Here is a 26,691-nt window from a genome sequence, read left to right as displayed (position 1 = left end):
TAAAAAGAAAAAATTTCCCTGTCCTGAAAAAACGGGCGGGACGTTCTGGCATGTCCGGTTGCGACGACGCGGTCTGGATATCAGGAACAGAAACGGAACAACGGTGCCGGAAACCGGAGGGGGTGAAACCGTTCAGGCGTTTTTTACCGAAATAACGGAAAGGAACCGGAAAGGGACAAGGCTTGTTTCAGGTAATGCGCCTGTTTTCCTGTGATAGCATAATTGTTCCCGCTTTGAGGGCAGTATGAGACTGAAATGCATGACAGAAAAAAACTCGCCAAAAACCGTTGCTGAAACCGGCAGACTCTTGCTTCGGGAATTGACCGCCGACGATTTTCCCGGCTTGTGCCGGGCCTTGCAGGATGAAGTGGTGACGAAGGTGTATGAACGGACATTTACCGATCGGGAAATCCGGTTCTGGCTTGAGGGCCAGTTCCGGAATTATCGTGACGAGGGATTCGGCATGTGGGCGGTGGTTCTGAAAGAAAGCGGCGAAATGATCGGGCATGCCGGTATTTTTGTCAGCAGGCATGGCGATGACGAGATTCACGAGATCGGATACCTGTTTGAAAAGGCCTATTGGGGAAACGGTTATGCCACCGAAGCCGTCTTGGCCTGCCGCAAGGTGGCGTTCGATATACTGGGACTGGAAAAGGTGTATTCGATTATCCGGGCAGACAATATGGCGTCCCGTGCTGTTGCCAGAAAAAACGGGATGCGGGTCGTGGAAACGGTTTATCGCCTGACGATGGGGAAGGCGATACCGCACTATGTTTACCGTATTGCCAATCCGGAGCGGAAAACGGAACGGTCACCGGGATGAGCCTTTGTCTTTCACGTTTCTGTGCGCTTTTTTGTAGTCTCCGGCCAGCGAGCCGCCGCCTCCGCAAAAATACATCAGTTCGTTGCGGTCGTCCGGGTTCAGCGTGAAAAGGGACAACGTATCGTTTTCGCGGGAAGGCCGGATGATCAGGGTGCCACCCATACCGGCTTCGGCATTATTCAGCGGGATTTCGATTTGCCCGTTTGAAATGTGTCCCTTGCTGCGGAAACGGCATCCTTTTCTTGCGCCTGAAAAGTCGATATCGACAATAACGTCGTTTACCGTTTCGCCACGGATTTTCATAATCTGGCGGTATCCTTCTCCGTTATAGCCGTCCAGAAACCAGTTCCCGGCAAAGAAGACAGAATCCCGGGGGCGCAGTTTTTGAAGCGTATATTGACCGCTGCCGGCAGGATAGGGCTTGCCGTTTCCGTCAAGGATTTCCACCGTTTCGGGTCCGGCCCGGAAATAGTGTGTGCCGGAAGGAAAAACAGCGGTCACCTTGCCTTGGTCGTCCATTTTCCACTGGCCGGTTTCGGTAGAAAAAGGCTTGTCAGTGCCTTCATACAGCATGGATTTGACGACTCTCCCATCAGAATTGAATGTGGCGGCGGTTTCGAGGCCTGTACAGTTCTGGCAGGGAAGCGTACCGGTATAGATTCCGTTGGGTGTCCGAATGTCTGCGGACGGTTTTTCATGGCAGCCAGCAAGAAGGGACAGGGATAAGAAGGCAAGGAACAGGCAGATCGCTCGTTTCATGTTTTTTGCGGGGTAGTCGTATCCGGTTATTCCTGATGAATATACCGGTTTGGCGTGACAGCGGTTTGACTTATCTGAAGGGCGCGTCCTCTTTGTCCACTACCGGGCTACCCTGAACCCTAATTCCAAATAGCCGCAGATTGAAAGACGAAAAACCGGAACAGGGAACGGACAGAAAACGAGCGAGCTGCTTTAATTTGCCAGGTTTTTCCATTGCTTTACCTAAGGCTTGTGCAAAGGTAATACGTTTTTACAGCAGCGCATTTGCTTTGAAACAAATTATTGAGTATCCTTCTGGCGATGACAAAAACATTCAAATCGGATCTTGTTAAGTAAACAATCTGGCATTCTTGTACAGATTGTGCATTCGTTTGCTTTCGAAAATTCTTTCGAGAGTGTCTTTCTATTTCTCTAATTCAAGTTTGATCTGCGCGTCATGGCGACAGGCATTGTCATGCCCGTAGGGTCATAGTATTAAATTAAAATAATGAGTAACGAAAATAAAACAATTCACGAATTCGATTTCAGTTTAATCTGCGAATATTTTTCAAATGTAGAACGCCAGGGGCCCGGAAGCCCCGAAGCAACGCTCAAGGCATTAGGCTTCATCGACAATCTGACTTCACAATCCCGCATCGCCGACCTTGGTTGTGGAACGGGTGGACAAACCATGACGCTGGCGCAAAATGTGCCGGGTCAGGTAACGGGTCTCGACCTCTTCCCCGATTTTATTACTATCTTTAACCGTCATGCCGAGAGGCTTGGTCTGGAAAGGCGGGTAAAAGGCATGGTGGGCTCGATGGTGGAGACACTTCCGTTTGAAAAGGAATCCTTGGACCTGATCTGGTCGGAAGGCGCGATATATAACATCGGCTTTGAACGGGGGTTGAATGAATGGAAGCGGTATCTGAAGAAAAATGGATATATCGCCGTATCGGAGGCATCGTGGTTCACCGCCGAGCGCCCGGCAGAGATATACGACTTCTGGATGCGGCATTATCCTGAAATAGATACCATTCCGAACAAAGTAGCCCAGATGCAAAAGGCGGGTTATGTGCCGGTTGCCACCTTTGTCCTGCCCGAAAATTGCTGGACGGAACATTATTTCGCACCCTGTTGCCAGATACAGGAAGCGTTTTTAAAAAGACATGAGGGTAACCAGACTGTCAAAGAGCTTATTGCCGGTCAGCGTCATGAAATGGCGCTATACCACCAGTACAAAGCCTTCTACGGTTATGTTTTCTATATCGGAAAGAAAATCTAGGTAAGCTGTCCGGAGGATTGCCTTCCAAGACACTCCTCCGGATTTAAATCTCAAATGCCATGAATGATTTGCAATTGTATGGTTGGAACGAGGAACTGTTCCGCCGAAAACAAGAATCTGCTTACAAGGACTTCACGCACGGACGGGTGATGCTTACCCATAAGACCTGCTACGAAGTCATCTCCGAAACGGGATATTACACGTGCGAACTGACAGGTAACATGATGTATGGAAGAGACGCTTCGGAATATCCCTGTACCGGAGATTGGGTTATTTTCCAATCCATAGACAGGGACAAGGGAATCATCCTTGATGTGTTGCCACGTGTCAAAACACTTTATCGACTGAAGAATGGTGCTGTTTCACAGCAGCAAGCCATTGCTTCTTATATCGACAAGGCATTTATTGTCCAAAGTCTGGATAGTCGCTTCAATGTACGCCGGATTGAACGCTTTATGCTGCAACTCTCCGGAGAGGATATTCAACCGCTCTTGGTATTGACGAAGACAGATCTGGGATTTAATACAGGCGAAATCGAAAAGGCCATCATCCATCTGTCTCATAAGATCCCCGTGTGCTATACCAGTATCGAATCTCCTGAAAGCATTGACAAGCTACGGGAGTTTATTCGTGTTGGTGAAACGGTTGTCTTTACAGGTATGTCAGGTGCAGGCAAGAGCACCCTGATTAATGCTCTTTGCGGGCAAGAGGTGTTGCGAACAGGTAGCATCAGTGACTCAACGGGGAAAGGCAAACATACTTCAACCCGCCGGGAAATGGTATTGTTGCCGGAATCAGGGGTGGTCATCGACACGCCGGGTGTAAAACTGTTTGGTGTTACCAATAACGATACTGATACGCTGTCCGACATTCTGGATATCTCAGACTATGAGGGAAAATGCCGGTTTAAAGATTGCCGACATGTCAATGAAAAGGGATGTGCCGTAATCGAAGCCGTCGAGAATGGAGAGATAGACAGTGGAGTATATGAAAGCTATCTTAAACTTCGTCGGGAAGCATGGCACTATGCTGCTTCTGTACAAGAGAAACGGAAAAAGGAGAAATCCCTGTCCAAACTGGTTGAAGAAGTGAAGGGCCGTAAACTGAATCGTCAGGTTCTGTCTTAAACAGTGCAGGTGTTCTGTTTAAAGAGTGCCTGCACTTTATGCTTTTTTTCCAAACCTGTCTGAATTCAGGCAGGCCGGATGATTGCCGTCCTCATGATCGGGATACACAAGAAAACATATCGGACTCATTCTCTGTACCGGCACCGGTCTGCCAGCTCTTGCGTATCCCGTACCTTCCAAAACTGGAGGGGCAGGGGAAAAACACGGTTTGTTCGATTACACGGGATGATTTTGTGTAAGAAGTCTAAACCGTTACTTTTCTGTCATCTCCGGCAAGACAGGAATTTTATCGTAATCTTCAGACCGGATTACTTGTGTTCCTGAACTTTCCAACCTCTTCTCTTGAATAACATGATGTGTTCGTAATATCTTGCTTGCCGATACCTCATCAATCTTTCCGTTACTGGCATTGTCAACAGGATGGTTACTATTTGATTCCTGGATAAAAGCGTCATGCCTGCTATTTTTTGCTTGCTTTCAGGCAGCAATTTCCAACAAGCGCCGCAAGTTCCGGTCATTCAATGGCCATCCCATCATCAGGCCATGATTCTCTCAAAGTGTTGCTAATTGAACAGGATTGGACCAAGGATGTGGCTCGGAACAAACGTTATGCCATGTTTTTTCTGAAAAAACAGAGGCCTTCTTTATCAATGTCACCTCTGCCGGGAATAAAACCCTATACATGACAAATGGGTCATTCCTCAGAATCATGCTGTTCCTCATCTTTATGCCTTGTTTTGTGTTCAGGTTTTATTCTGTCTGAAGACTCCTCGATTAAATCGTCAAAATAGAGGGAATGACAGACTTTACTTTCGCTCGATTTCTTTTAGGAAGACACAGGTTCGTGAGTGATTCTCCGGATAAAGATGAGGTTTAGGGTAAATGATGTAAAGCCTCTTTTACAGCCGATAAAAAAGGACTTCATCTCTTTTTGCGATTATCCCGCTTTCAGGTAGCGGGTAACGGCAAATGTTGAACGATGGTTCGTTTCCATAAACCTGTTTGTAATGGCTTCAATCGCGTCATTCCCTGTAACCTCATCATTTAAGAGGTTATTTACAAAATCAGATAGAGAGAACTTGATAAAGTTTCCCCGCATGGAAGGGAAACGGTGGTTCTCAGCGCGGTATCCGGAAACGCGATGAAGACAGGTGCTGGCGACAAGCCGTGCCGGTATTCCGGTATTTTTGCCGGGGCGCTGTCTACAGCCGGAAAACCGGAAACCGTTGAAACCGCTGTAACGGTTCCAACGGCAGGACAGGTTCTGGAAGGAAAGAGGACCTGTCCTTTTAAACGGCCTGTTCCGGTGCGCGAAAAGGGTCAGTCGTGAGGGCTTTTTTCCGTTTCCGCGGGGTTCCCGTTCTGCTCCCAGCCGCCTCCCAATGCCAGGAAAACGGAGATCTGGTCATCGACGAGTTTGGCGGTCGAGGCGGCATAGGCGCTTTCGTCAACGGCCAGCGTCCGTTCGGCGTCAAGCGTCGCCAGAAAATCGATACGGCCGTGACGGTAGAGCCGGTGCGCCTGATCGTTGGCGAGCGCGCTCTGGTCGCGTGCGGCTTTCAGGGCGGCATTTCTGTCCAGTTCGCGGGCGTAGGAAGTCAGGGCGCTTTCCGTTTCCCGCAAGGCGTTCAGAACAGTGGCGTCGAAGCGGGCAAACGCGGCCTGATTTTCGGCTTTGGCCTGTTTGATCCGGCTGCGCGCCGTGCCGGTATTGGGAAGCGTCCATGAGATCAGCGGGCCGATGCCCCAGCGGAAGGTGTTGGTGTCCCCGAATGACGAGAACCGGCTGGTCATGCCGCCGGATAGCCCGAGGCTGATGCTCGGATAGAGATCGGCCGTGGCGACACCGATTTGCGCGCTGGATGCGGCCAGTCTGCGTTCCGCTTCGCGGATATCGGGGCGGCGGCGGAGCAGGGCGGCGCCGTCCCCTACCGGAATCGGTTGCGACAGCCGGGGCGGTTGCCGGCATTGTCCGACTGTACCGACCAGCGTATTGGGTAATTCTCCCGTCAGGACAGCCAGCCGGTAAAGCGCGAGTTTTTGCTGGGCCTGTAAGGGCGGAATGGCGGCGCGCAGGGCTTCATGCTGCGCGCTGGCTCTGGCCACATCCATTGCCGTTCCACGCCCGGCACGGGTCAACTGGCGCGTCGTATCGAGAAACTTCGCCTGAAGATCGGCCGAATGTTCGGCAATGCCGACACGGTAGGCGGAAGAACAGGCATCGGCATAGGCTTTTGCCGTGTCTGCGGCAATGGTGACGCGGGCCAGATCGTAAGCGGCCTGAGCCGCTTCGGTATCGGCTGTCGCGGCTTCGATCCCGCGGGCGATTTTGCCGAAAAGGTCGATCTGGTAGGAAATGTTGATGCCGCTGTCATGCGACCAGCGGTCGGGATACCGGTCAGGCAAGCCGTCGGCTGCGGCCGATTTTCGGCCGAATGCCGGTTGGGCGTTGAGATCGACAGTCGGAACGGTGCCCATCTCGACTTCTTCCAGTACAGCACGGGCACGCGCCAGATTGGCGGCGGCAACGCGAAGATCGGTATTGGCAAGCAGTGCCTTTTCAATCAGCGAAGTGAGGACGGGATCGTCGTACAGTTTCCACCAGCGATCGGGAAGCGGTTCCTGACGATACACGTTTTTCTCGGCCGCTGAAAACGGTTCTGCCGCTTCCGGCTTGTTGATGGTGGCGTTTTCCGGAATGGTATAGTCGGGCCCGACTGTCGTGCAGCCGACGAGACCCGTGCAGACGAAAAGCGGAAGGAGATATGAAATCAGTTTTCGGTTATGCATGGCCGATCCTTACTTCGCCGGTTGGTCGTTTTTGGCGACAGTGACTTTTTCTCCGGGAAAAACCTCGACGGTCACGGTTTGCCCTGCCACCAGACGCACGTTTTCCGGCAGATTGTCGAATTCGATGCGAACCGGAATACGCTGGACGAGACGGACCCAGTTGAAGGCCGGATTGATGTTTTGCAGCAATCTGCCGCCTTTTGTCCGTTCACGGTCTTCGATACCCCGCGAGATGCTGTGAACATGCCCTTCCAGAACGTCGTCATTACTCATCAGCTTGATGGTGGCGCGGTTTCCTTCCAGGATATTCGGCAACTTGGTTTCCTCGAAATAGCCCTCGGCGTAATAGGAATGGCGATCGACCAGCGCCATGACCGGATGGCTGGCCGTCACATAGGAACCGGTGCGCAGATCGAGATTGGTGACAATGCCATCAACGGCAGCGACGACTTTGGTGCGGTCGAGATCGAGCTGTGCCTTGTCCCTGTTGACGATGGCCTGCAAAAGGGCGGCGCGCGCTTCCTCGACGCGGGATTGCCCCTGTTCGGTCACTTCGGTGGCGACCAGATCTTTCAGTTCCCGATTGCGGTTGGCTTCGCGAATGGCTTGCGCGAGCGTCACTTTGGCGGCTTCCTCGGCGGCCCTGGCCTGACGCAGGGCCAGTTCGAAGCGGGCCGGATCGATTTCGAAAAGAACGTCTCCGACATTGACTTTCTGGTTGTCGATGACGTTGATTTTGACCACCTGTCCGGTCACGTCGGGCGCGACCTGCACGACGTCGGCCTTGATCCGGCCGTCCCGGGTCCAGGGGTCGTTTTCATAGTGTATCCAGAGACGCCAGCCGATGAACAGGGCGGCCAGAACGACCAACAGGGTGATGAGGTAACGCCTGATGACGGAGAGGGAAATTTTGGAAAACATGATCAAGACCTGCCAAGATTGAATAAAGTGACGAAAATTCCCAGTACCACGAGGAACAGGGCGACATCGAACAGCGGAGGATGCCAGACGTGCCGGTAAAATCCCATGCGTGCCAGAAAAATGCTGATCAGACGGGTGGCGACAAGCGCCAGAAGCGACGTCAGCATCAGCCAGGGGAAATACATGCCGAAGAAACTGAACTCACCAGTCATACCATCTCCTTGGGTACCAGAATGTGGGGGGAATAGGGATTCGCGTCCGGAAACAGGTCCCGCCGGATGCCGGTCAGGGCGGCAACGGCCGCGTTCTGCCGGATGGGCGAGGGCATGTTGCAGACTTTTTGCAGGGTCGCGTCGATCTGTTCGAGCATGGCGTCCCGTTCTTCCGGTTCATGGGAACGCCGGCTGAAATAGGCGGACAGGGCGTCCAGCAGAGGACGGATATCCACGCCGTTGCGTTCGAGGCGGGAACGCATATGCATCAGGTAAACCATGTTCAGGCCGGTACGCAATTCGCTGAACAGACGCGAAACAAGGTTTTCTTTTTCATTGCCCAGACCGGACAGGCGGGGAGCGATAACGCTGATGCGGTCAATCATGCGGACGGTCGTATGAATGACCGGAGGCGACTTGACGGATCGGGCCAGTTGCGCGATTTCGTCGCCGATGCTGTTCAGAAGACGCCGGGTCGTCCATTCGGCGTCGAACGACCGGAAGATCATGGCGGAAAGCAGCGCCATGACAATGCCGAAACACTGGGCGAAGACCTGCCCGTTCATGAACGAAGTGGCGTTCGCCATATCCAGATCATACATGGTGGTGGTGGACCAGACGCCCATCATGAAAATGGTCGCGCCGAAACCGGTTGCGGGCCGGGCCATGAAAATGCCCACAATCACGATGCATGGCGCAAGAAGCAGCATGAGCGTTTCGAAAGAATGGGTGCTGTACATCACGACCAGAAGATAAATGCCGGCCGGCAGCAGCGAATAAATCGTGAAAAGCAGCACTTTTTTCAGGGCGGCAACGGAGTTGTCGTTCCGGATGAACGAGAGGTAGAAAATGCTGGTCATCATCGGCGCGCAGAAACCGGCGCTCCAGCCGCTGGCCACCCACATCAGGGACACTATCGTAATGGTGAAGACCGCCGATGCCGATACAAAGAAAGCGAGCCGGCGATCCTTGTGCAGTACGGCGAGCGGAACCGGACGGCTTTTCGGCGGCACCGCGGCGGCGCGGATACAGTCGTCGATCGCGCGCCGCTGGTCGGCACGGCTTTCGCAGAAGGTAATCAGTTTTTCCAGATCAGTCGCCAGATGGACGATCAGGGCTTCGTCCCATGACGATCCGGGCGTGATTTTGGGCGTCCCGTTTTTGATGCGTTCGCGCAGCCACCGGGCGCTTTGCGGCGAATTGTCGTCCTGCTGTATCCAGACGGCGATGTTGTCGAGCAGGTACTCCCAGTACCCGGAAAGCTTGTCCGCTTTTTTCAGCGCGGCCACACTGTCTTCTATCGAGGAAATCAGGGGAATCATCATAGTCAGACGATCCTGAAGCAGCCTGATGTTGGCGGCAGCCCACCGTTCGTTGGAAGCGTCGTGGGGAAGGTTGGCCGAAAGCAGGCGCAAGTCGGTGATGATCTGGGCGGCGGTCAGTCTCGGCGCATCGCCGGCAGGAACCGTTGCCGTCAGCACATAGCCGGTCCACTGGCGGATGTCTTTCCAGACCTGATCCATCCGCCTGACGACGACCGGGCCGATGTTTTGCGGAAAAACGAGGCTGTGCACCATGATGGCGCAAAAAAAGCCGATGCCGGTTTCCTCGGCACGGGCAATGGCCGTATCGGTGATGAACTGGATGTTGATGAAATTGATATCGCCTAAAATGCTGAAAATGATGACCGGCACGGTAAAGCCCGCTACCGTGTAGGCATAGGCGTTCGTTGTCCGTTTCAGCATCGAGAAATACATGCATGCGCCGACCCACAGCGCGATAAGCAGGCATAAGAGAACCGTATAGTTGACGAACATGGCCAGCAGGAAAACGGACACGGTCGCGCCCACCAGCGTTCCGATCAGACGCGACATGGCGCGAACATAGACGCTCCCGGCCATGGACTGGGAAACGATACATGTCGCCATCGGTGCCCAGAACGGGCGGGGCAATCCGATCCGGAGCGCGATGTACAGGGCAAGCGTCGCGGCCAGCAGGCATTTGAAAGCGAACAGCAGTTCGCCCGGGGTCGGTTTTTGCAGATAGGCCTTCAGCATGGTGTCTAGCCGAGTTTGATCGCCGTTCCGAGCTTGTCCAGTACGTTAAGACAAACTTCGAGGTCGGCACGGTCGATATCTTCGAAAAGTTTTCGTCTGAAAGGACGCATGGCCTTTCCGATTTGCCGGACGCGTTCGCGTCCGTCCTCGGTCAGCGTGAGAAGACGGGCGCGCCGGTCGCTGGCGTCCTCTTTACGCGTGAGCAATTCGGCGGCGATCAGCTGGTCGATGACGCGTACCACGGATGACGGGTCAAGACCGAGCGCTTCGGCGACTTCGCCGGGGCGGACGCCGTCTCCCATCTGGTTGATCATGACGGCCGGCCATGCCGTGGCCTGCGACAGCCCGTATTGCGACGCCACTTTGTCGGCGGAGGTTTTGTATGCGCGGGCGACCCGGGTCAGGGCGTTGGTGAGGCGCATGAACAGTTCATCCTGATTTTCCATTACATGTAAATAGTTTGCATGTCAAATATTGAGGAGGTAAATGTTATCATCTCAACTACTTGTGTCAATACTTTTTGTGGTGCGCCCGGCGGCGTCTGCCGGTTATTTTACCGGCACAGAGGTTTATGCCGCCTTTCCGTAAAAACGGTCTTTGCTGCCCTCCGTCAGGGGTGAATAAGGCAGCGCGTCCGGAAACAGATCGCGACGGATGCCTGCCAGCGCGGCGATGGCATTGCTCTGCTGCGCATGGGAATGGATATTCGCCGCCCGGTAAAGCGCCTGATCGATCTGTCCGAGCAGTTCCGCCGCATTGTCGACCGGCAGGTTTTTCCGGTGGCCGTAATAATCGGACAGGCGTTCAAGCAGGGGACGGATCGTGAAATTCTGCCGTTCGAGTTTGGGGTCGATACGCAGGAGCCGGGTCATGTTCAGCCCGACGCGCAGATCAGACAGGATATCCAGCGCCGACAGGAAACCTGGCAGCGAGGCGGCACCCGTTTTTTGAACCGTGGCAAGACGCGGGGCGAGGAGGCTGATGCCATCGACCATCCTGACGGTGACGGCCATGACGGACGGCGCCCTCAGGGCCTTGCCGAGTGTTGAAATATCGTTCCACATGGAATGGACAAGGCGTCTTGTGATGGTCTCAAGATTGGCGGATCGGAAAAGGGCGGTGAAAAGAACCGCGAATCCCACACCGATTGCCTGACTGACTTGCGAATTGATGAAGGACGTCATATTGGCGGATCCCATGTCGAACATGGTCAGCGTCGCCAGTGTCGTGAACATGAAAGGAATGACCTTGATCATGGTTGCCGGTTTCGCCAGATAGGTGCCGAACCAGAGCAAAAACGGGGCGAACAGAAGCATCATCATTTCAAAGCTGTGTGCCGAGGGCAAAAACAAGAGCAGGTAAAGCCCTGCAACCGGGGTCGAAAGCAGGGTATAGAAAAACTGGATTTTCAGGATGGGGGTCGGGTTGTCCATCGTCGCGAAAAACATGCAGTACATGCCCGCCATCATCGGGGCGGCAAAACCGGTCGGCCAGCCCGAAATGACCCAGAAAAGGGAAGAAAGGAACATGGCCATGCCTGCCGCGAAGGCGGAAGACAGGGCGAGGCGGCGATCGACATGCAGCGTGATAGTGGAGACTTTCGTTTTCCGCATTTCAGTCGGCGGCATTTCCCCTTTCAGTCCGATGTTGATCTGGCGCCGCAAATCGAAGCAGTCTTCACAGACATCGACAAGGCGGTAGAGCTCGCTGGCAAGGTTGGCAAGGAGCATGTCTTCCCAGTGCGATTCGGCGTCGATGGCCGGGATGGCGTCGTCTATCCGTTTCCTCAGCCGGATGGCGCTGGCCGGATCGTTTTCCACGCCCCGCGCTGTCCATTCGGCAATGTCGTCCAGCAGTTTCTGCCATGCAGGCGACAACTGGCCGGTATTGCTGTTGCGCAGGACGTTCAGCCTGTCTTCGATGGCCGACAGAACGGGCACCAGCGAAGCAAGCCTGTCCTGGAGCGCACGGACGATGTTGGCTGTCCAGCGCAGGTGGGACGTGTCATAGGGCAGATGGGTGGACATCATCCGGAGTTCCGTGATGATCTGGGCCAGTTTGTTGAGATTGACCGGATTGCCGCTGCCGGAAGAGGATTCGGTCAGGACATTGCCGACCCATTGCCGGGCATCGCGCAGCGCCTGATCCAGCCGTTCCAGCACGACATGACCGGCGCTTTTCGGCAGGATGAGACTGTGAACCAGGGTGGAACACAGGATGCCCAGCGTGATCTCTTCCACCCGTGCGAGGGCGACGTCATAAATGGAAGCGATGCTTAAATCCGTCACGTCAACCAGAGTGGGCATGGTAATCAGCCCGACGGTATAGCCTGCCAGCATGAAAGCATAGGCGCGTGGCGTCCTGTCCTGAAGCGAGATGAAGAGACAGAGACCGAACCAGACGCCGAGCGCCAGACACAGCACAACGGCATAGTTGATGAAGAGCGGGATCAGGATAATGGTCGCCAGCGCCCCGATAATGGTTCCTGTCACGCGATAGAGCGCCTTGGAACGGACGGCGCCGGCGATCGGTTGCGAGACGACATACGCGGTCAGGGGCGCCCAGAACGGGCGCGGCAGGCCAAGGCGAAACGCCAGATACAGCGCCAGCATGGCGCCGATGAAACTTTTCAGGGAAAAGAGGAAGTCTTCCCGTTCAGGCAACTTGATCATGCTGTCTGGCCGTGGCTCTGTGTCTTTCGATGGATTCGCCAAGCGTTTTGAAAACGTGCATGCAGACATCCAGTTCCTGTTCCGACAGCCCCTGCAACAGCTGGCGGCGCAATGGAACGAGAGCCGCTTCGATTTCGGCGACCTTGCGCCGCCCTTCAGCCGTCAGAAAGAGCAGTCTGGCGCGCCGGTCGTTGGCGTCTTCGCGGCGCTCGATCAGGCCGGAGGCCACCAGCTGGTCGATCAGCCTGACGACGGAAGAGGGTTCGATGCCGACGGCGTCGGCAATCACTCCGGGACGTACGCCATCGCCCAGACGGCTGATGGCGACGATCGGCCAGGCGATGGCCTGGGTCAGTCCGAAGCGGGAAGCCAGTTTGTCACAAACTCCCTTGTAGGCACGCGATACCTGCGTCATGGTGATCATCAGTTCCATTAGTGAACGGTCGTTTCCGTACATTCGCTTATCCGATATGAGTGTGCTGATAGTTCTGATGCATATTATTCGCATGCGAAGTATTTTGTCAATAAAAAACCTGTTTTTCCTGACGGAAATCCGAGCGATAAGCCCATGACAGTTATCCTTTTTCGGGAAATGAAGAAAATGGGCCGTGTTGCAAAAATGCCGGATGTGTTGCATGATTTTCCGGAACGGCAGGGAAAAACGGCATGACGGCCGAAAAGAAAAAAACAGACGGGCACTTTGGGAATTTGCCAATGGGTTTGATGATCGGCGGCTCTCTCAGGGCGGCCTGGAAAGCGCAGGAAACGCTGGCTGAAGCGACTGCCGGTTTCTCCGGCGGTGGCGACCGGAGGGCGAAAGCGGCAGATTTTCCTTTTGTGAAACAGGTTGTTGGGGAAGACGGGACGATGAAAGCGGAAAAAACGGTTCTTCAGGTTCCTGTCCTCGCCATTGTTCCTGTTCCTGCGTTTTCGCGGGAAGACATGAACTTCGCTTTCGATGGTGAAGTGAAATCTTCTGTCCGTAACGGGATGGGCAAAAGGCCGGAACCGGCAAAACAGGTTTTGAAAGCCGGGTCTTCCCCGGGGGAAGGGACAGATTTTGCCGTTTCATCTGATGAAAAGATTTCCGGCTCCGACGGTTCGATGGCTGAGCTATTGATGCGGAGCCGGCTTGTGATCCCGTATCGGAAGGCCGCTCCCGGCCGCTGTCCGTGTACCGGCCTTGGCAGAACCTGGGGTAACGAAGGGAAAAAGATACTGAAGACAGCCCGGAATTTATCCGGCGGCACATGAGGAAGGAAAGGTTTTACGCCAGTGCCCATTTTCCGGAACAGGGTTCCGGGTACGAGGAGAACAGCCCTGAAGGGCGTTTTTTGTTTTGATAAAGGAAAGGAAAAGCCATGCCGGACAAACGCTGTTTCATGCGACATCTTGTCGGGACAATCCTTTTTGCTCTAACGCCGGCGGCTTTTCTGTCCGTTTCCGTGATGGCAGCCGGTATGCCGGAAGAGTCGCGGAAAGTGGAAAAGGGAACACAGGCCGAACCGTGCCGCCTGACGCCTCAGGAAAAATACTGGCAGCGCAATCCGGAGTCGCAGTGGCCGCCGTCCCGCCGCGAAAGAATCCACCGGTGCGATGGCCAGCCCGATCCGGGCGTTTTCATGAACCGCGACAGTACCGGGAAAACGGCGGAAAAACCCTGAGCCTTTCGAAAGAAAGATTATGCCGGCGGCCGGAAAAGGGCGTGGCATACGGTTTTTCCGGGAAAGGAAAAATCATTTTGATGGCGCATGCAGCACGATTTCGGTTATTTCAGACGGTTTGCCGAGGCGGACGGGAAAACCGCTCCAGAGTCCTGTGCCGTTGCTGACATAGAGCTGCATATTGCCGATTCCGTAAAGTCCGGATACGTAACCATCGTTGGCCATTTGGGTAATCCAGTGGATGCCGAGGATCTGTCCGCCGTGGGTATGGCCGGAAAGCTGAAGATCGACACCGGATTCGGCGTAGGCGGCAGAACCTTTGGGTTGATGGGCCAGCAAAATAACAGGCGCGTCTTCCGGCGCTCCCGACAGGGCTTGTCCGATGTTTGGCGCGGGCAAGCCGAAATTGGCGGCAACCCGGTCGGTCACGCCGGCCAGAACCAGTGACTGCCCTTTGTCGTTCAGGACGACGTGTTCGTTTTTGAGAATACGGAGACCGAGGCTTTCAAACGCTTTCATCCAGTTCCGGTAGTTGGAATAGTATTCGTGATTTCCGGTTACCGCAAATACGCCGAGCCGGGCTTTCAGGTCGCTTAAGGGGGCGACGTCAGGGGCGCGGTTTGCGGTCGTCCCGTCCACCAGATCGCCGGTAATGACAATCAGGTCGGGATCCAGCGCATTGGTTTTGTCCGCGACGGCACGTATCCAGGGCGCCTGGAACAGGCGGCTCGCATGCAGGTCGGTCAGCTGAACCAGCCGCAAACCGTCCAGTCCGGCAGGCAGGCGGTTGACCGTGACGTCGATCCGGTGCACGTCCGGTATCCGGACGGCTTGCCAGACGCCGATGGCCGAAAGCAGAAGCGCCGCGACGCCAAGGCCGAGAGTGGTGCGATAGCCCAAATGAAAGCCGCTTGAGAGCAGGCCGGTGTGCCGGAAAACCAGGAGAAGCAGGGAAGCCAGATCTTTCAGCAGGAGCAATCCCGCCAGCAATAGGAACGCACCGAACAGCCAGCCCCCGAAAACGAGGATAGAAAAGGGCACTTCGGGTGAGGCCATGCCACCGAAAAGGAAACGGTTCAGAAGGTGATATTGCGAAACCAGCAAAATGATGAAAGCAGCGGCCCATTTCCAGCCGGCAGTGACCGGAAGTGAGGGAACGAACCGTCCAATGACATACAGGCCGATCAATGCGGCGAAAACATGAAACATGGCAGGAAGATGGCTTTCAAAACAAAAGAAATTTTCTATTATAAAACACCCGGGATTTTCCCTCCGGTTGCCGGTTGTGCGAAATGAGTATGGTCATGAACAGGGACGTTCTGCCGGAAACGGGGGGCAGGGAAACCGGACGGATTCAGCCGGTTCTGAAAAAAACGGACGGGAGCGCCAGTTCTTTCAGCCGCCTTTTTTCCGTTTCCGGAAATGTCCCTGAATACGACCAAAATTCAGTTGCCCCGATACTGTTCGTCCGTCACTTTTTCCAGCCACTCGACGTTTTTGCCGCCGGCGTCACCTGTTATGGCCAGATGCGTCATGGCACTGTCCGGTCTGGCGCCATGCCAGTGCCTGACGCCGGCCGGGCATTTGACGACGTCGCCGGGCCGGATTTCGACAATGGGGCCGCCCCATTCCTGCGTCAGGCCGACGCCTGAGGTGACAACCAGTGTCTGCCCGGCCGGATGGGTGTGCCATGCCGTTCTCGTACCCGGCTCGAACGCGACACGGGCGCCGGAAGCGGGCAGCGTTTTTGTCGGGGCAAACAGCATATCGACCTTGACGTTTCCCGTGAAGTATTCGGCCGGACCTTTGAAAGACGTTTGGGAGCCGCTTTGCATAACCGTCTGTCTATTGGCGGGCACGGTTTTGTCCGGAACGCCGGCTGCCACGCAGTTGCCGGCCGCAGCGAGCAGTACAGGTACTATTGCCATTGTCAGAATCCGTTTCATGGTTCTCCTTTTCGCAGCCTGAAGTCCTGTCAGAATTCCTGCGCTGTCGGCCGGACCACGATTTCATTAATCGCGGTGTTCTCCGGCTGGGAAATGGCGTAGGCGACGGCTTCGGCGATGGTGTCGGCTGGAATCTCATATTTCCTGTAGGCCGAAATGATGGCTTCGCGGGTCGCTTCGTGGGTACTGCCGTACATCAGTTCCGATTCGACGTAACCCGGCGAAATCGTCGTTACCCTGAATTTGCCGGCCGATTCGACGCGGATGCCTTCGGAAAGGGCGCGTACCGCATATTTGGTGGCCGAGTAAACCACGCCGTTGGGAGCGGCGACTTTCAGGCCGGCAACAGAAGAGAGATTGATGAAGTGTCCCGATCCCTGTCTTTCGAAAACGGGCCATGCCGCCGCGACGCCGTAAAGAATGCCTTTGATGTTCACGTCGATCATGTCGTCCCATTCATCGACATTCGCCTCGCGTAACGGCGCCATCAGCATGACGCCGGCATTGCCGACCAGGACATCCAGACGTCCGTTTTTCTTCACCACGTCTTCGACCATGTTTCTGACCTGGCTTTCGACAGTGACGTCCACTTCGTAGTAAGACGCTCTTTTGCCGGCTGCCTCGATTTCCCCGACGATTTTGGCAAGGCGATCCTTGCGCCGGGCGACCAGCGCGACGATAGCGCCTTCGGCTGCCAGTTTCCGGGCAATGGCTTCACCGATGCCGCTGCTGGCGCCGGTCACGATAACGACTTTGTCCTGTATGTTTTTCACGATTTTCCTCCTGAATGAATCCGTTTTTCACGGTCGAAAGCTGAATTTGAATGGGCTGGAATCACCGTTTTTTCGCGCGGTTTTCCAGCACTCTGGCATAAACCTTTCCGGCGGTTTCGGCTTCCTTCGGGCCGATTTTTCCGTTCAGAACGGAAAGCAGGTTTTTCATCTGCGATTCCGTCACGCCTACATTCATGGCGGCGCCCATATGAAACAGCAACTGGCCTTCGGTGCCGGACAGGGCGGCCAGTGCCGAAACCGTCGCGATTTCGCGGCTGGCGTAATCCAGCACGCCGCGCCCGAAGATATCGGCAAAGAGATGTTCTTTCAAAAACGTGTCGATGCCGGGCGTGAAAAGCTGATAACCGCTTTCCGGCGGCCGTGCCGTAACGCCGGAGAGCGTCATCCTGACCCTTTCGCCATATTCGTCCCGGTCTGTACCGGCTGGCAGGGCGGCAGGCACTTCACCGGCCGGGTCGCTGATGCCTTTTCCTTCGCGTTCAGCCATCACGTCCATGAAGGCATGGATACCGTTCAGGCTTCTCGGAAATCCGGTATAGGCATACATCTGGATCAGGATTTCCTTGATTTCATTGACGGTCAGGCCGGCGTCCAGCCCCTCGTTCAGGGCGGTTTTCAGCCCCGGCAAATCGCCGTTGGCGGTAAACGCCGCAATCGCGACGATTTTTTCCTGTCGTGCATCCAGTGTCTGTTCCTGTGCGGTATTCATGGGTTGCGCCTTTGCAAAATGAACCATGCAAAGCAGGGCAATGGCGGCACTTGCCAGCATGGAAGCCATTTTCATTTTCATATGGAGCCTTTTTCGCTTCTTTTCAACTTTAAACGGAAAAAAAGGTTTTGCCCGGATTTTGGTCAGCGTCCAGTCAGTTTTTCCAGTTTTTCCGGATACCGTGCGCCTTCCAGCCTGATTCCTGAGGCGGCATCGTCGATTTCGCGAAGATCAGCGGCGGTCAATTCGATATCGACCGCACCGAGATTTTCTTCCAGACGCGACAACCTGGTTGTCCCCGGAATCGGAACGATCCAGGGTTTCTGCGCCAGCAGCCATGCCAGCGCAATCCGGGCGGGAGTCGTTTTCTTTTGTGCCGCCATGTTTTTGACCAGTTCGACGATGGCGGCGTTCGCTTTCATCGCTTCCGGGGTGAAGCGCGGGAGGACGCTCCGGAAATCGGAACTGTCGAAGGTCGTTTTTTCGGTGAAACTTCCCGTCAGATAACCCTTGCCGAGCGGACTGTACGGCATGAAACCGATACCGAGTTCTTCCAGCACCGGCAGAACCTCTTCCTCGGGTTTTCTCCACCAGAGGGAATACTCGCTCTGGACGGCCGAGACCGGACAGACGGCGTGGGCGCGCCGGATTGTCCGTGCCGCCGCTTCGGACAGGCCGAAATGCCTGACCTTGCCTTCGGCAATCAAATCGCCCACAGTTCCGGCAACGTCTTCGATAGGGACGTCGGGATCGACGCGGTGCTGATAGAACAGATCAATGGCATCGACCTTGAGGCGTTTGAGCGACGCGTCTGCCACTTCGCGGATATGCGCCGGGCGGCTGTCCAGTTTTCGCCACTGGCCGTTTTCCGCGGGGTCTGGCGCAAAACCGAATTTGGTGGCAATGACCACTTTTCCCCGGAAAGGCGCGAGCGCTTCGCCGACCAGTTCTTCATTAGTAAACGGGCCATAGACTTCGGCCGTATCGAAAAAGGTGACGCCCCGTTCAACAGCTCCCTGTATAAGGGCAATCATTTCCTTTTTGTCTTTTGCCGGGCCGTAACCGAAACTCATGCCCATGCAACCCAGACCGAGGGCCGAGACTTTTAGGCCACTGTTTCCCAGCTGACGTTTTTGCATGATGTGTCTCCTTTCAAGTGTCTGTTGCACCTGTTCGCGGTTTTGCTTTGTGCCGGCGTTTTTTTACGGGTCTGCAAGCGGAACCATACCGCTAACAAAACAGTAAAGCACATCGGAACGCGCCAGCCGTCACAGGCCTTGCCGGTTTCCCGGGTTATATTCCACTAACCTCAGAAGCTTTCCGGACAGTTGAAAGCTTAGTTTTTCCCTTGAGGGAAATGAAGGCATGAAACTCTTTAGTTCTTGCCCGATTCTCTCATTTGATGGCAGAATCAGAAGAGAAAAAGTCCCGTATTTTTTGGCAAGGATTTCTTTAGGAGAGCGTCATGCCTGCAAACAGCCAGACCAGCCTGATGGACAAGAATCACACCATCAGGGAAAAACTGTTGAAATGGGTTCCTGAACCGGGTGATTACCAAACTCCCATAGAAGGGTTTTCCCTGTTCCGTCGCGATGATTGCGATGTGTGCGACAGCTGTTTTTACGAGCCTGCCGTCGGCGTCGTCATTCAGGGAAAAAAACGTTCCGTTGTCGGAAGCCAGGAATATCATTACCGCGAAAACGACAGTCTCCTGAACAGTGTGGATTTGCCAAGCAAGAATTACATACTGGATGCCGGGCCCGAAAAACCGTTTTTGGGTCTGGGACTGAAAATCGACAAATATATGGTGGGCCAACTGATCTCGGAATTGCCGCATTTGTCTCAAAACAGCGACGAACCGGTCAGGGGGCTTTCTGTCACGCCGATCGAAGCGGACTTGCTCGACGCGTTTTTGCGTTTGACCGAACTGCTCGACAATCCGGAACAGATTCCGGTGCTGGCGCCGATGATTGTCCGGGAAATCCATTACCGTCTTCTGGTCGGGCCACGAGGCAGGTTTCTGCGCGCCATCAATACGGCGGGTTCACAGGGAAACCGGATCGCACAGGTGATTTCATGGTTAAGAAATAACTATAAGGAACCTTTGCAAGTCGATGAATTAGCTAGGAAAGCCAATATGGCAACATCGACCTTTCATCGCCATTTCAAGCAAATCACGACCCTTTCGCCCTTGCAGTACCAAAAGCGCCTGCGTCTTTACGAAGCGCAACGGCTGATGCTGGTCGAAAACGAATATGCCGCAAATGCTTGTCTGGCTGTCGGCTACGAAAGCCCGACGCAGTTCAACCGGGAATACAAACGCTTGTTCGGGGAACCGCCTTCACGCAATATCCACAAGGTGCGCGAGGTACGGATTTAACCGTCACGATACGGGCTCATACGAAAGAGGGGAAGGCGCGGCCTTGTCCGTCTGGCAGGATGGTCATGTCCGGTACAGGGCGCTGTGCCGGCTTTTCCGGCGGTAAAAAATTCACGATTTTTCCCTTTCCCGGAAAGTTGCCGTTTTTCCGGTTTTTTCCACCCCCGTTCAGGTATTGTCTGCCGGTTTTTGCCAAGTGACCGGCATGAAAATGTCTGGCGCATTCCCACCGTTGTCCTGTCCGACAGCAACTGGCAGGCTGGATTCCCATCCGGCGAAGTGGCTATACCGTGCAAGGCATTTTCATGCGCGCACCTTGCAATTGCATTAAAATAAAATATTTTTAATAATCAATAAGTTTTTTTTGATTTATTAAAGCTTTTTATGACGATATGACGGACCCGTTTCCGGTAAAATCGCGGATGTTGCCGGAAAAATCCACCTCCTTTCCTGTCGTCTGGCGTAGTATTTTGGATAAGTCGTTCCGATTGACAGAGGCCTCACCCGATAAAGGGGAGGGACAAAAAAGACAGGGCCGGCAGGCGGGAATGGCGCCGCGGACTGTGAAGCGATGTTTTGCTGCCGCACATTGCCGATGACCGGGCATCCGGTCAATAGGGTTTATCCGGAGAAAAAGCCGGGAAAGTGTTAATCGGGAAAATATGAAAACCGCGATTCATGAGTGGACAGGCGTAGCGGCCTGTTCCACGAAACCCGGCTGCTGTTTTAGGCGAACGACCGATTTCGACAGGATCGCCTCTGAAGATGAGAATGCGCCGGTGCTGCCCGAAACCCGTTCCCCCGGCTACTTTTGTCTGAAGTCCCGTTTTCCCGGTCTCGTCCCGGAAGGGTTCAGGACGACCCATCCGCCGCGATTTGCCGGAGTTCGCGGATTTTGCGCGCAGACGGTACGTTAAAGGCGGAATCTCACGGCCTGTCCGGTTGGCTGTCCGGCACATCCTTGTCTCCAAAACGTTTTTCGTGTTCTGTCCGCACCATCTCAAACCGGCCGTTGCCGGAGCCTGAGTCTGCCGGGATTGCCCTGTCCGGCAAAAGGAATTTGCCGCTTCGGCGACAGGACTGTCGGCGGTTTCCTTTTTTCGTCCGGAAAAAGCCGTTGATCCGGCAGCCGGGACGGACTTTGCCGGCCCGGCCCGGCGTATCATTGCCCGGTTTTTCCGATCTGCGTTTTCAGGCCGCCGCCAAGGCTGGACACGTCGAATCCGTTCTGTTTCAGCACGCGCGAGGCGAAATAGCTGTTTTTGCCAAGCGCGCAAACCGTCACGACAGGCCGGTTCCGGTCGATTTTGTCGAGATTGTTCCGAAGTGCCGGCAGGGGAATATTACGCGCGCCCGGCACCGGATCGGCATCGGCCATCGCCTTGCCGCGGACGTCGATAATCTGGACACCGGAGTCGTCGGGAAGCGCGGATACCGTTCTGACCAGACTGTCCCGTTCGTTGCAGGCGGCAAAACCGGCGATGTTCACAATATCCTTGGCCGAACCGAAAGGCGGCGCATAGGCCAGTTCGAGATGGCAAATATCCTCGACGGTCATTTTGGCGCTGATGGCAGTCGCCAGCACATCGAGCCGCTTATCGACCCCTTCGGTGCCCACGGCTTCCGCACCCAGCAGTGCGCCGCTGTCGGGATCCCAGAGGATGGCCAGCGTGAGCAATTGGGCGCCCGGAAAATAGGAAGCGTGATGGAAATCGTTTACCGTGGTGATGCCATACGGGCGTCCGGCCGCTTTCAGGCGTTTTTCCGTCCAGCCTGTCACGCCTGCAGCAAGGTCGAACACCCGGACAATGGCCGTTCCGAGCGAGCCGGGATAGGGACGCGCTTTTTCCCCCAGCAAAAGATGATCGGCCGCAACGCGCCCCTGCCGGTTGGCTGGCCCGCCGAGCGCAACGGATACAGGTTCGCCGAAAACCCGGTCGGCTGTTTCGACGGCATCGCCAGCGGCGTAAATGTCGGGATCCGACGTTTGCATGAATTCATTGACGAGGATATGGCCGCGTTTTCCGAGCGAGAGCCCGGCATCGCGGGCCAGTCCGGTTTCCGGTTCGATGCCGATCGACATGACGACGATATCGGCCTCCAGTTTCCTGCCGGACGCCAGATGGCATGCCAGCCCCGTTTTTCCGCTTTCAAAACGCACGATTTCATCGTTTTTGTACACGCCGATACCGTGCAGGGCCAGTGTCTTTTCCAGCGGCACGGCCATTTTTGCGTCGAGCTGGGGAAGGACGTACGGGCCTTTCTGGACAATTTTCACGTTCAGACCCTTGCGCTGCAACTGTTCGGCCATTTCCAGACCGATGAAACCGGCGCCGGCGACGACCGCATTCATGCCCGATCCGGTCGCGGCGATAATCCGGTCCATGTCGGCCAGATTGCGCAATGTGTGGATGCGGGAGTCGTCGCTGCCCGGAAGGGAAGGCATGCGGGGACTGGCGCCGGGAGCCAGCATCAGTTTGTCGTAGGAAAGCCATTCGTCATGCAAGGTTTGCAGGTTTCTCACAAGAACCCGTTTATTGTCGCGGTCGATTTTGAGCGCTTCACAACGGGTGCGGGCATCGACGTTCAGCAAGTCTTTCAGCGAAGCCGGCGTCTGTACGGCCAGGACGTCACGTACCGGGATTTCGCCGCCGATGTGATAGGGAAGGCCGCAGTTGGCAAACGAAACGTCGTTGCCACGTTCGACGAGCGTAATTTTTGCCGTTTCATCGAGTCGCCGGGCGCGGGCGGCGAAAGACGCGCCTGCCGCGACACCGCCGATAACGAGTATATGCATGGGATTCATCGGGTCTCCTGTCTGATGGGAATGGTCGGGTTAATAATATATAAAAAGATATTATATTAAAATATAAATTAATTGGGAATACGTCAAGACCTTTGGCGCCGGACAGCGATTGGGGGAGACCATTTTACCGGCCGGTAAAAAAGGCGGCTCCGGTTCGCAGGCAAGCCAGTCCGTCAGGAACGGGAGCCATTGACAGGCGTTACAGGCAAATTTTCGGCTTTTCAACAAGTTAGGCATCAGCCGTCTTGTCCGGTTACGGAGGCTGCTGTCCCGTTTTGTTTGCCACTTTCTCCGGGAAAACGCGACAGGCAACCGGGTGTCCGGGCGGGACAAGCTGTCGTGGCGTTGCAACAGCGCCGGCTGCCGTTTCAATCGACGATTTTCAGGGGCCTGTGGTTTTTTTGTGAAAGGGCAACCGGTTTTTCGCGGAGACGCTGTATTTCCGCCTCGTCAAGCTCTTGCAGGGGCGCTTTCATCGTGCCGGCATGGAAACCGCGGATGGCGGGTCCCGCCCTGGAATAGGCGACATTAACGTTTTTCATCGCGTCGAAACCGGCGGTTACTTTGGCATATTCGGGCGTGCAGCCGGAAACGCGGGACGGGAAAGCGTGGTCACTGGCGATGAGCGGCTCCGGGAAGACATTGGCCGCTCCGGCAACCGTTCCGCTGTATCCAGGAGCAAGCCATGCAGGCAGTACGCGGTCATCTCCCTGCAACACCGGGAAGTCTCCGCCTTGGATAGTGGGATAGTCCAGCGTCTGATGGATACGGGGATAGGGGTATGGTATAGCCACTGCATTCGGGCGCTTTTTCACGATTTTCTGTGCAATCTGCGGCTTGATGTCATGGATGGCAAGCGGCGAACCGACGCCCTTATCTGCACACCGGGTACGATCCGGAAAAAAGCGGGTTCGAAAGGGGCGTTTTAGTGTCGATCACGGCTATTTGCCGGCTGCCGCCAGACGGTATGGAACACCGGGTTTGGTCCTGACTTCGGCTATTGGAGCGAATGAAGCCGCGTTTTTCTTCTATAACCGGGTAAAAGGCAGGGGAAAACGGGAGCCTGGCGGAACAGGTTTTGAATCGCTGGCTTTTGCAAGGCCCGGCCTGACCGGCGGGAAAACGCCATGAATCCCGTCCTGTCAAGCCGGTACGGGGTCTTGTCAGGCAAGCGTTCCATTCCGTTTTGCCGCGAAGCTGGCGAATCAATCCGGCGGGACGAAGTGCGGCGGCCCTGCCGATGCCGCCATACGGGCGGAACCGGGCGGGCATGTGGCGATTCCGGAAGAAATGGTCTGAGACGAAGCGTTTTTCCGTTTTTTGCGCCCTTGTTCCGGAGAAGCCGGTCAGCGGCTTTAATGAAGCCTTGTCGGTAAGGGAATACCCGCTCCATACAGTTCGGTCAGAAAGGACAGGGCCGCTTCATCGTAGGCTTCCCCTGCTTTCACACTGATCTTGCCCTGCGCTTCAAAAAGATGCCCCAACTCGGCAAGCTGCCTTGACAGGGGCAGCAGTCTCTGGAGCTCCATCAGACTGTTTGTTATGGCGACGGCGTCCACGGCAATTTCCTTGTGTTGTTCTTCAGTCAGTTCGTCGACTTTGATAGGATTGCCGCTCTCTTTTTCCGATTTCGATTTCAGGCACATCGTCAGAAATTTTTCTATTTTTTCTTTGAGCTTGTCCGTCATTTTTTTCTCGCGCAATACCGATAAGCGAAGTATAGCAAGCGGAGCGGACACTGTGCGCTTTCCTGCGGGGTTTATATGCCTGAACCGGGTACATGGCCGGTTTCCTGAAGCAGACAGGAACGGACAGGAATGAGGGATTCAGGGCTGGCGGCGTCTTGATGGCGCTTTATCGTCCGCGATTTTCCTCCAGTCCCGTTCTTTCCCGAAGCGAATTCCTGAAGCTTTCGCGACATAATGGACGTACATTCCAACGAACGTTAGAATATAAAAATTGAAAGAAACGGAATGAGCAGAACCCTATGACAGCGGAAAAACCGGTAATGCGTCAGCTTAAAGACAGCCTTTACGAACAGCTTGCGCGGATCGGCAAGGCCTTTTCCAGTTCCAGAAGGCTGCAATTGCTTGAATTGCTGGCGCAGGGTGAAAAGACTGTCGAGACGTTGGCGCAGGAAAGCGGAATTGATGTCCGGCTTGCCAGCGCCCATCTGCAGACGCTGAGGAATGCCTGTCTCGTGCAGGCCAGACGGGATGGCAAATATGTTTTCTACCGGCTGGCCGGAGAAGACGTTGCCGGGCTGATCGTCAGTTTGCGCAGGGTGGCGCAAGGGCATTTGCTGGAACTGAAGAAGGCGCTGGAGCGAATCGTCGGCAATCCGGAAAAACTGACGGCGTACCGGCGGGACGAGTTTATGGAAATGGCGAAAAACGGCGAACTTGTCGTGATCGACGTCAGGCCCCGGCACGAATACGAAGCGGGACATTTGCCCTTCGCGCGCTCGATGCCGGTGGAAGAAATCGTGGATCGCCTTTCCGAATTGCCGAAAGACCGGGAAATCGTCGCTTATTGCCGGGGGCCGTTCTGTCTTTTGTCCGACGACGCGGTTGCCTTGCTGGAAAAGCGGGGATACCGGGTCAGCAAGATCAGCGATGGCGTGGCGGAGTGGCACGCAGCCGGATTGCCTCTCGAAAAAAAAGTTTGCCGACAGGGAAAGAAAAATGAAAGTACTGATAATTTTCAACCGTGAACCCTACGATATGACGGATGTGACCTGGAATGGTCTGCGGCTGGCGAAAACCTTGCGGAAAAACGGGCATGAAGTGCGCGTATTCCTGATGAACGATTCAGTCGATATGGCGCGGGATGTCTGCAAGCCGCCGCAAGGCTATGATCAGGATCTGTCGCAAATGCTGAAAGAACTGATTGCAGACGGCGCTACGGTCAGGGTTTGCGGCACCTGCATGGCCCGTTGTGGAATTTACAGGAATCATCCCTATTTCGACGGCGCGGAAAAGTCCACCATGCAGGCCTTGTCCGAGTGGGTGATCGACAGTGACAGGATCATCACGTTTTAAATACGTGCCGCCGGCTATCTACGATGGCTGGTATGACACTCCCCGGGGCCGGTGGGTAGAGGAGCGGGAATACCGCTTGCTTGCGGATTCGCTCGGTCCGGAAAAAGGCGATTCCATACTGGATATCGGTTGCGGAACGGGCCGGTTTACCCGCAGGCTGGCAAATGGTACCGGAGCGCAGGTAACCGGAGTGGATGTCAATGCCGAATGGCTGGCTTATGCCCGCAGCCGCGATGCCTTTTCCCGTTACCTGCTGGCGGACGCGATGGCCCTGCCTTTTGAAGACCGGAGTTTTACGCATGTCTGTTCCGTCACAGCCTTGTGTTTCACCCCAAACTGGAGAAAAGCCGTTGCCGAAGCGCTGCGCGTGGCCCGCGAACGCTTCGCGATCGGTTTGCTAAACAGGCACAGTCTGCTATGGCTGACGAAAGGCAGGCAAAAGAAAAGCGCCTATCAGGGGGCGGACTGGATCACTGAAGCTGAACTGGCGGACAGTGTTAAAGAATTGCCGGTTTGCGGCCTTGAATTCAGGACAGCGATCTGTTTGCCATCCGGCTCATGGGTGGCCCGGTTTGTGGAAGATGTGTTGCCTCCTTGTCTGAAACCGGGATCGTTTCTGCTCATGTCCGGGAAAATCCGGGAACACGGCTCTGAAGTAGCGCCTTCTTAAAGCATGAACGTAAAAGGACAGGGAAAAAAGCCGGTTTCTGCCTTTCGTGCATCTGT

At 55.1% G+C, this 26,691-nt stretch carries 27 protein-coding genes; 10 read left to right on the top strand and 17 right to left on the bottom strand.

The features are described 5' to 3' along the window. The first annotated feature begins 259 nt into the window (after positions 1-259). On the top strand, positions 260-823 hold the full coding sequence (locus tag OFAG_RS09680) for a GNAT family N-acetyltransferase (protein WP_005876373.1): 564 nt from the start codon (positions 260-262) through the stop codon (positions 821-823). Here OFAG_RS09680 and OFAG_RS09675 read toward each other — a convergent pair. After that, entirely contained in the window at positions 812-1,582 is a 771-nt protein-coding gene (locus OFAG_RS09675) for a copper resistance protein NlpE N-terminal domain-containing protein (RefSeq protein WP_005876375.1), read from the bottom strand. The genes OFAG_RS09680 and OFAG_RS09675 overlap by 12 nt on opposite strands. A gap of 487 nt (positions 1,583-2,069) precedes the next feature. On the opposite strand from OFAG_RS09675, the gene OFAG_RS09670 reads away from it, so the two are divergent. Continuing rightward, on the top strand, positions 2,070-2,846 hold the full coding sequence (locus OFAG_RS09670; RefSeq protein ID WP_005876376.1) for a class I SAM-dependent methyltransferase: 777 nt from the start codon (positions 2,070-2,072) through the stop codon (positions 2,844-2,846). A gap of 59 nt (positions 2,847-2,905) precedes the next feature. Next, the gene (gene rsgA, locus OFAG_RS09665) at positions 2,906-3,973 is read left to right on the top strand and encodes a ribosome small subunit-dependent GTPase A (RefSeq protein ID WP_005876377.1); all 1,068 of its coding nucleotides are present in this window, start codon (positions 2,906-2,908) and stop codon (positions 3,971-3,973) included. Between the two features lie 1,320 nt (positions 3,974-5,293). On the opposite strand, the gene OFAG_RS09650 is transcribed toward rsgA, so the two are convergent. From OFAG_RS09650 to OFAG_RS09620, 7 genes are all read right to left on the bottom strand, one after another. Continuing rightward, complete coding sequence (locus tag OFAG_RS09650; protein ID WP_005876378.1) at positions 5,294-6,763, bottom strand: efflux transporter outer membrane subunit; 1,470 nt, start codon at positions 6,761-6,763, stop codon at positions 5,294-5,296. Between the two features lie 9 nt (positions 6,764-6,772). Continuing rightward, the gene (locus OFAG_RS09645) at positions 6,773-7,684 is read right to left on the bottom strand and encodes an efflux RND transporter periplasmic adaptor subunit (RefSeq protein WP_005876379.1); all 912 of its coding nucleotides are present in this window, start codon (positions 7,682-7,684) and stop codon (positions 6,773-6,775) included. Between the two features lie 2 nt (positions 7,685-7,686). Beyond that, entirely contained in the window at positions 7,687-7,896 is a 210-nt protein-coding gene (locus OFAG_RS09640) for a DUF1656 domain-containing protein (RefSeq protein WP_005876380.1), read from the bottom strand. Beyond that, positions 7,893-9,953: an FUSC family protein gene (locus OFAG_RS09635; RefSeq protein ID WP_020995209.1), complete on the bottom strand. Its 2,061-nt coding sequence runs from the start codon at positions 9,951-9,953 to the stop codon at positions 7,893-7,895. Before OFAG_RS09635 ends, OFAG_RS09640 begins: the two co-directional genes overlap by 4 nt. A gap of 5 nt (positions 9,954-9,958) precedes the next feature. Continuing rightward, positions 9,959-10,399: a MarR family winged helix-turn-helix transcriptional regulator gene (locus OFAG_RS09630; protein WP_005876382.1), complete on the bottom strand. Its 441-nt coding sequence runs from the start codon at positions 10,397-10,399 to the stop codon at positions 9,959-9,961. A 123-nt stretch (positions 10,400-10,522) separates the two neighbouring features. Then, positions 10,523-12,625, bottom strand: coding sequence for an FUSC family protein (locus OFAG_RS09625; protein ID WP_005876383.1), 2,103 nt, complete (start codon positions 12,623-12,625; stop codon positions 10,523-10,525). After that, entirely contained in the window at positions 12,609-13,082 is a 474-nt protein-coding gene (locus tag OFAG_RS09620; RefSeq protein WP_020995207.1) for a MarR family winged helix-turn-helix transcriptional regulator, read from the bottom strand. The genes OFAG_RS09625 and OFAG_RS09620 overlap by 17 nt, the downstream gene beginning before the upstream one ends. A gap of 257 nt (positions 13,083-13,339) precedes the next feature. Between OFAG_RS09620 and OFAG_RS12995 the strand changes: the two genes are divergently transcribed. Both OFAG_RS12995 and OFAG_RS09610 read left to right on the top strand, forming a co-directional pair. Beyond that, positions 13,340-13,879 carry a DUF2589 domain-containing protein gene (locus tag OFAG_RS12995; protein WP_187138741.1) on the top strand — a complete coding sequence of 180 codons (540 nt, stop codon included), beginning with the start codon at positions 13,340-13,342 and terminating at the stop codon, positions 13,877-13,879. A gap of 107 nt (positions 13,880-13,986) precedes the next feature. Continuing rightward, positions 13,987-14,289, top strand: a complete 303-nt coding sequence (locus OFAG_RS09610) for a hypothetical protein (protein ID WP_020995206.1) — start codon at positions 13,987-13,989, stop codon at positions 14,287-14,289. Between the two features lie 72 nt (positions 14,290-14,361). On the opposite strand, the gene OFAG_RS09605 is transcribed toward OFAG_RS09610, so the two are convergent. The 5 genes from OFAG_RS09605 to OFAG_RS09580 all read right to left on the bottom strand — a co-directional run bounded on the left by OFAG_RS09605 (position 14,362) and on the right by OFAG_RS09580 (position 18,877). Next, the gene (locus tag OFAG_RS09605; RefSeq protein ID WP_005876390.1) at positions 14,362-15,498 is read right to left on the bottom strand and encodes a metallophosphoesterase; all 1,137 of its coding nucleotides are present in this window, start codon (positions 15,496-15,498) and stop codon (positions 14,362-14,364) included. A gap of 236 nt (positions 15,499-15,734) precedes the next feature. Beyond that, a complete protein-coding gene (locus tag OFAG_RS09595) occupies positions 15,735-16,217 on the bottom strand; it encodes a (R)-mandelonitrile lyase (RefSeq protein WP_147617638.1) in 483 nt (160 codons plus the stop codon). Between the two features lie 47 nt (positions 16,218-16,264). Continuing rightward, complete coding sequence (locus OFAG_RS09590) at positions 16,265-17,008, bottom strand: SDR family oxidoreductase (RefSeq protein WP_005876394.1); 744 nt, start codon at positions 17,006-17,008, stop codon at positions 16,265-16,267. A 61-nt stretch (positions 17,009-17,069) separates the two neighbouring features. Then, positions 17,070-17,819, bottom strand: a complete 750-nt coding sequence (locus tag OFAG_RS09585) for a carboxymuconolactone decarboxylase family protein (protein WP_005876396.1) — start codon at positions 17,817-17,819, stop codon at positions 17,070-17,072. Between the two features lie 62 nt (positions 17,820-17,881). Further along, the gene (locus OFAG_RS09580; protein ID WP_005876397.1) at positions 17,882-18,877 is read right to left on the bottom strand and encodes an aldo/keto reductase; all 996 of its coding nucleotides are present in this window, start codon (positions 18,875-18,877) and stop codon (positions 17,882-17,884) included. Positions 18,878-19,203: 326 nt separating this feature from the next. Between OFAG_RS09580 and OFAG_RS09575 the strand changes: the two genes are divergently transcribed. Continuing rightward, positions 19,204-20,118 carry an AraC family transcriptional regulator gene (locus OFAG_RS09575; protein WP_005876399.1) on the top strand — a complete coding sequence of 305 codons (915 nt, stop codon included), beginning with the start codon at positions 19,204-19,206 and terminating at the stop codon, positions 20,116-20,118. 611 nt (positions 20,119-20,729) lie between these two features. On the opposite strand, the gene OFAG_RS13950 is transcribed toward OFAG_RS09575, so the two are convergent. The 3 genes from OFAG_RS13950 to OFAG_RS09545 form a co-directional block, all read right to left on the bottom strand. Continuing rightward, positions 20,730-20,984 carry a hypothetical protein gene (locus OFAG_RS13950; protein WP_155979202.1) on the bottom strand — a complete coding sequence of 85 codons (255 nt, stop codon included), beginning with the start codon at positions 20,982-20,984 and terminating at the stop codon, positions 20,730-20,732. A 296-nt stretch (positions 20,985-21,280) separates the two neighbouring features. Further along, entirely contained in the window at positions 21,281-22,924 is a 1,644-nt protein-coding gene (locus OFAG_RS09555; protein WP_005876403.1) for an FAD-dependent oxidoreductase, read from the bottom strand. 368 nt (positions 22,925-23,292) lie between these two features. Further along, entirely contained in the window at positions 23,293-23,643 is a 351-nt protein-coding gene (locus OFAG_RS09545) for a beta/alpha barrel domain-containing protein (protein WP_040720154.1), read from the bottom strand. Positions 23,644-23,658: 15 nt separating this feature from the next. Here OFAG_RS09545 and OFAG_RS13945 point away from each other — a divergent pair, with 15 nt between their 5' ends. After that, a complete protein-coding gene (locus OFAG_RS13945) occupies positions 23,659-23,853 on the top strand; it encodes a hypothetical protein (protein WP_147617640.1) in 195 nt (64 codons plus the stop codon). A 426-nt stretch (positions 23,854-24,279) separates the two neighbouring features. Here the strand turns inward: OFAG_RS13945 and OFAG_RS09535 are convergent, their stop codons facing one another. Continuing rightward, positions 24,280-24,663, bottom strand: a complete 384-nt coding sequence (locus OFAG_RS09535; protein ID WP_005876408.1) for a hypothetical protein — start codon at positions 24,661-24,663, stop codon at positions 24,280-24,282. A 269-nt stretch (positions 24,664-24,932) separates the two neighbouring features. Here OFAG_RS09535 and OFAG_RS09530 point away from each other — a divergent pair, with 269 nt between their 5' ends. Genes OFAG_RS09530 through OFAG_RS09520 form a run of 3 tightly spaced genes read left to right on the top strand, consistent with a single transcriptional unit; the run spans position 24,933 to position 26,635 of the window. Next, on the top strand, positions 24,933-25,637 hold the full coding sequence (locus OFAG_RS09530; protein WP_005876410.1) for an ArsR/SmtB family transcription factor: 705 nt from the start codon (positions 24,933-24,935) through the stop codon (positions 25,635-25,637). Beyond that, on the top strand, positions 25,609-25,965 hold the full coding sequence (locus OFAG_RS09525) for a DsrE/DsrF/TusD sulfur relay family protein (protein WP_005876412.1): 357 nt from the start codon (positions 25,609-25,611) through the stop codon (positions 25,963-25,965). The genes OFAG_RS09530 and OFAG_RS09525 overlap by 29 nt, the downstream gene beginning before the upstream one ends. After that, positions 25,943-26,635, top strand: a complete 693-nt coding sequence (locus OFAG_RS09520) for a class I SAM-dependent methyltransferase (RefSeq protein WP_231371691.1) — start codon at positions 25,943-25,945, stop codon at positions 26,633-26,635. Before OFAG_RS09525 ends, OFAG_RS09520 begins: the two co-directional genes overlap by 23 nt. Positions 26,636-26,691: the final 56 nt, after the last annotated feature.

Origin of the sequence: Oxalobacter paraformigenes, assembly GCF_000158475.2 — a bacterium.
Lineage (GTDB): Bacteria > Pseudomonadota > Gammaproteobacteria > Burkholderiales > Burkholderiaceae_D > Oxalobacter > Oxalobacter paraformigenes.
The sequence above is the reverse complement of the archived record's forward strand: the minus strand, read 5'-3'. Positions and strand labels throughout refer to the sequence as shown.

Coding starts and splice junctions, on each gene's coding strand:
- OFAG_RS09680 (WP_005876373.1), top strand. CDS start 260: ATGACAGAAAAAAACTCGCCAAAAACCGTTGCTGAAACCGGCAGACTC.
- OFAG_RS09675 (WP_005876375.1), bottom strand. CDS start 1,582: ATGAAACGAGCGATCTGCCTGTTCCTTGCCTTCTTATCCCTGTCCCTT.
- OFAG_RS09670 (WP_005876376.1), top strand. CDS start 2,070: ATGAGTAACGAAAATAAAACAATTCACGAATTCGATTTCAGTTTAATC.
- rsgA (WP_005876377.1), top strand. CDS start 2,906: ATGAATGATTTGCAATTGTATGGTTGGAACGAGGAACTGTTCCGCCGA.
- OFAG_RS09650 (WP_005876378.1), bottom strand. CDS start 6,763: ATGCATAACCGAAAACTGATTTCATATCTCCTTCCGCTTTTCGTCTGC.
- OFAG_RS09645 (WP_005876379.1), bottom strand. CDS start 7,684: ATGTTTTCCAAAATTTCCCTCTCCGTCATCAGGCGTTACCTCATCACC.
- OFAG_RS09640 (WP_005876380.1), bottom strand. CDS start 7,896: ATGACTGGTGAGTTCAGTTTCTTCGGCATGTATTTCCCCTGGCTGATG.
- OFAG_RS09635 (WP_020995209.1), bottom strand. CDS start 9,953: ATGCTGAAGGCCTATCTGCAAAAACCGACCCCGGGCGAACTGCTGTTC.
- OFAG_RS09630 (WP_005876382.1), bottom strand. CDS start 10,399: ATGGAAAATCAGGATGAACTGTTCATGCGCCTCACCAACGCCCTGACC.
- OFAG_RS09625 (WP_005876383.1), bottom strand. CDS start 12,625: ATGATCAAGTTGCCTGAACGGGAAGACTTCCTCTTTTCCCTGAAAAGT.
- OFAG_RS09620 (WP_020995207.1), bottom strand. CDS start 13,082: ATGTACGGAAACGACCGTTCACTAATGGAACTGATGATCACCATGACG.
- OFAG_RS12995 (WP_187138741.1), top strand. CDS start 13,340: ATGGGTTTGATGATCGGCGGCTCTCTCAGGGCGGCCTGGAAAGCGCAG.
- OFAG_RS09610 (WP_020995206.1), top strand. CDS start 13,987: ATGCCGGACAAACGCTGTTTCATGCGACATCTTGTCGGGACAATCCTT.
- OFAG_RS09605 (WP_005876390.1), bottom strand. CDS start 15,498: ATGTTTCATGTTTTCGCCGCATTGATCGGCCTGTATGTCATTGGACGG.
- OFAG_RS09595 (WP_147617638.1), bottom strand. CDS start 16,217: ATGGCAATAGTACCTGTACTGCTCGCTGCGGCCGGCAACTGCGTGGCA.
- OFAG_RS09585 (WP_005876396.1), bottom strand. CDS start 17,819: ATGAAAATGAAAATGGCTTCCATGCTGGCAAGTGCCGCCATTGCCCTG.
- OFAG_RS09580 (WP_005876397.1), bottom strand. CDS start 18,877: ATGCAAAAACGTCAGCTGGGAAACAGTGGCCTAAAAGTCTCGGCCCTC.
- OFAG_RS09575 (WP_005876399.1), top strand. CDS start 19,204: ATGCCTGCAAACAGCCAGACCAGCCTGATGGACAAGAATCACACCATC.
- OFAG_RS13950 (WP_155979202.1), bottom strand. CDS start 20,984: ATGGGTCGTCCTGAACCCTTCCGGGACGAGACCGGGAAAACGGGACTT.
- OFAG_RS09555 (WP_005876403.1), bottom strand. CDS start 22,924: ATGAATCCCATGCATATACTCGTTATCGGCGGTGTCGCGGCAGGCGCG.
- OFAG_RS09530 (WP_005876410.1), top strand. CDS start 24,933: ATGCGTCAGCTTAAAGACAGCCTTTACGAACAGCTTGCGCGGATCGGC.
- OFAG_RS09525 (WP_005876412.1), top strand. CDS start 25,609: ATGAAAGTACTGATAATTTTCAACCGTGAACCCTACGATATGACGGAT.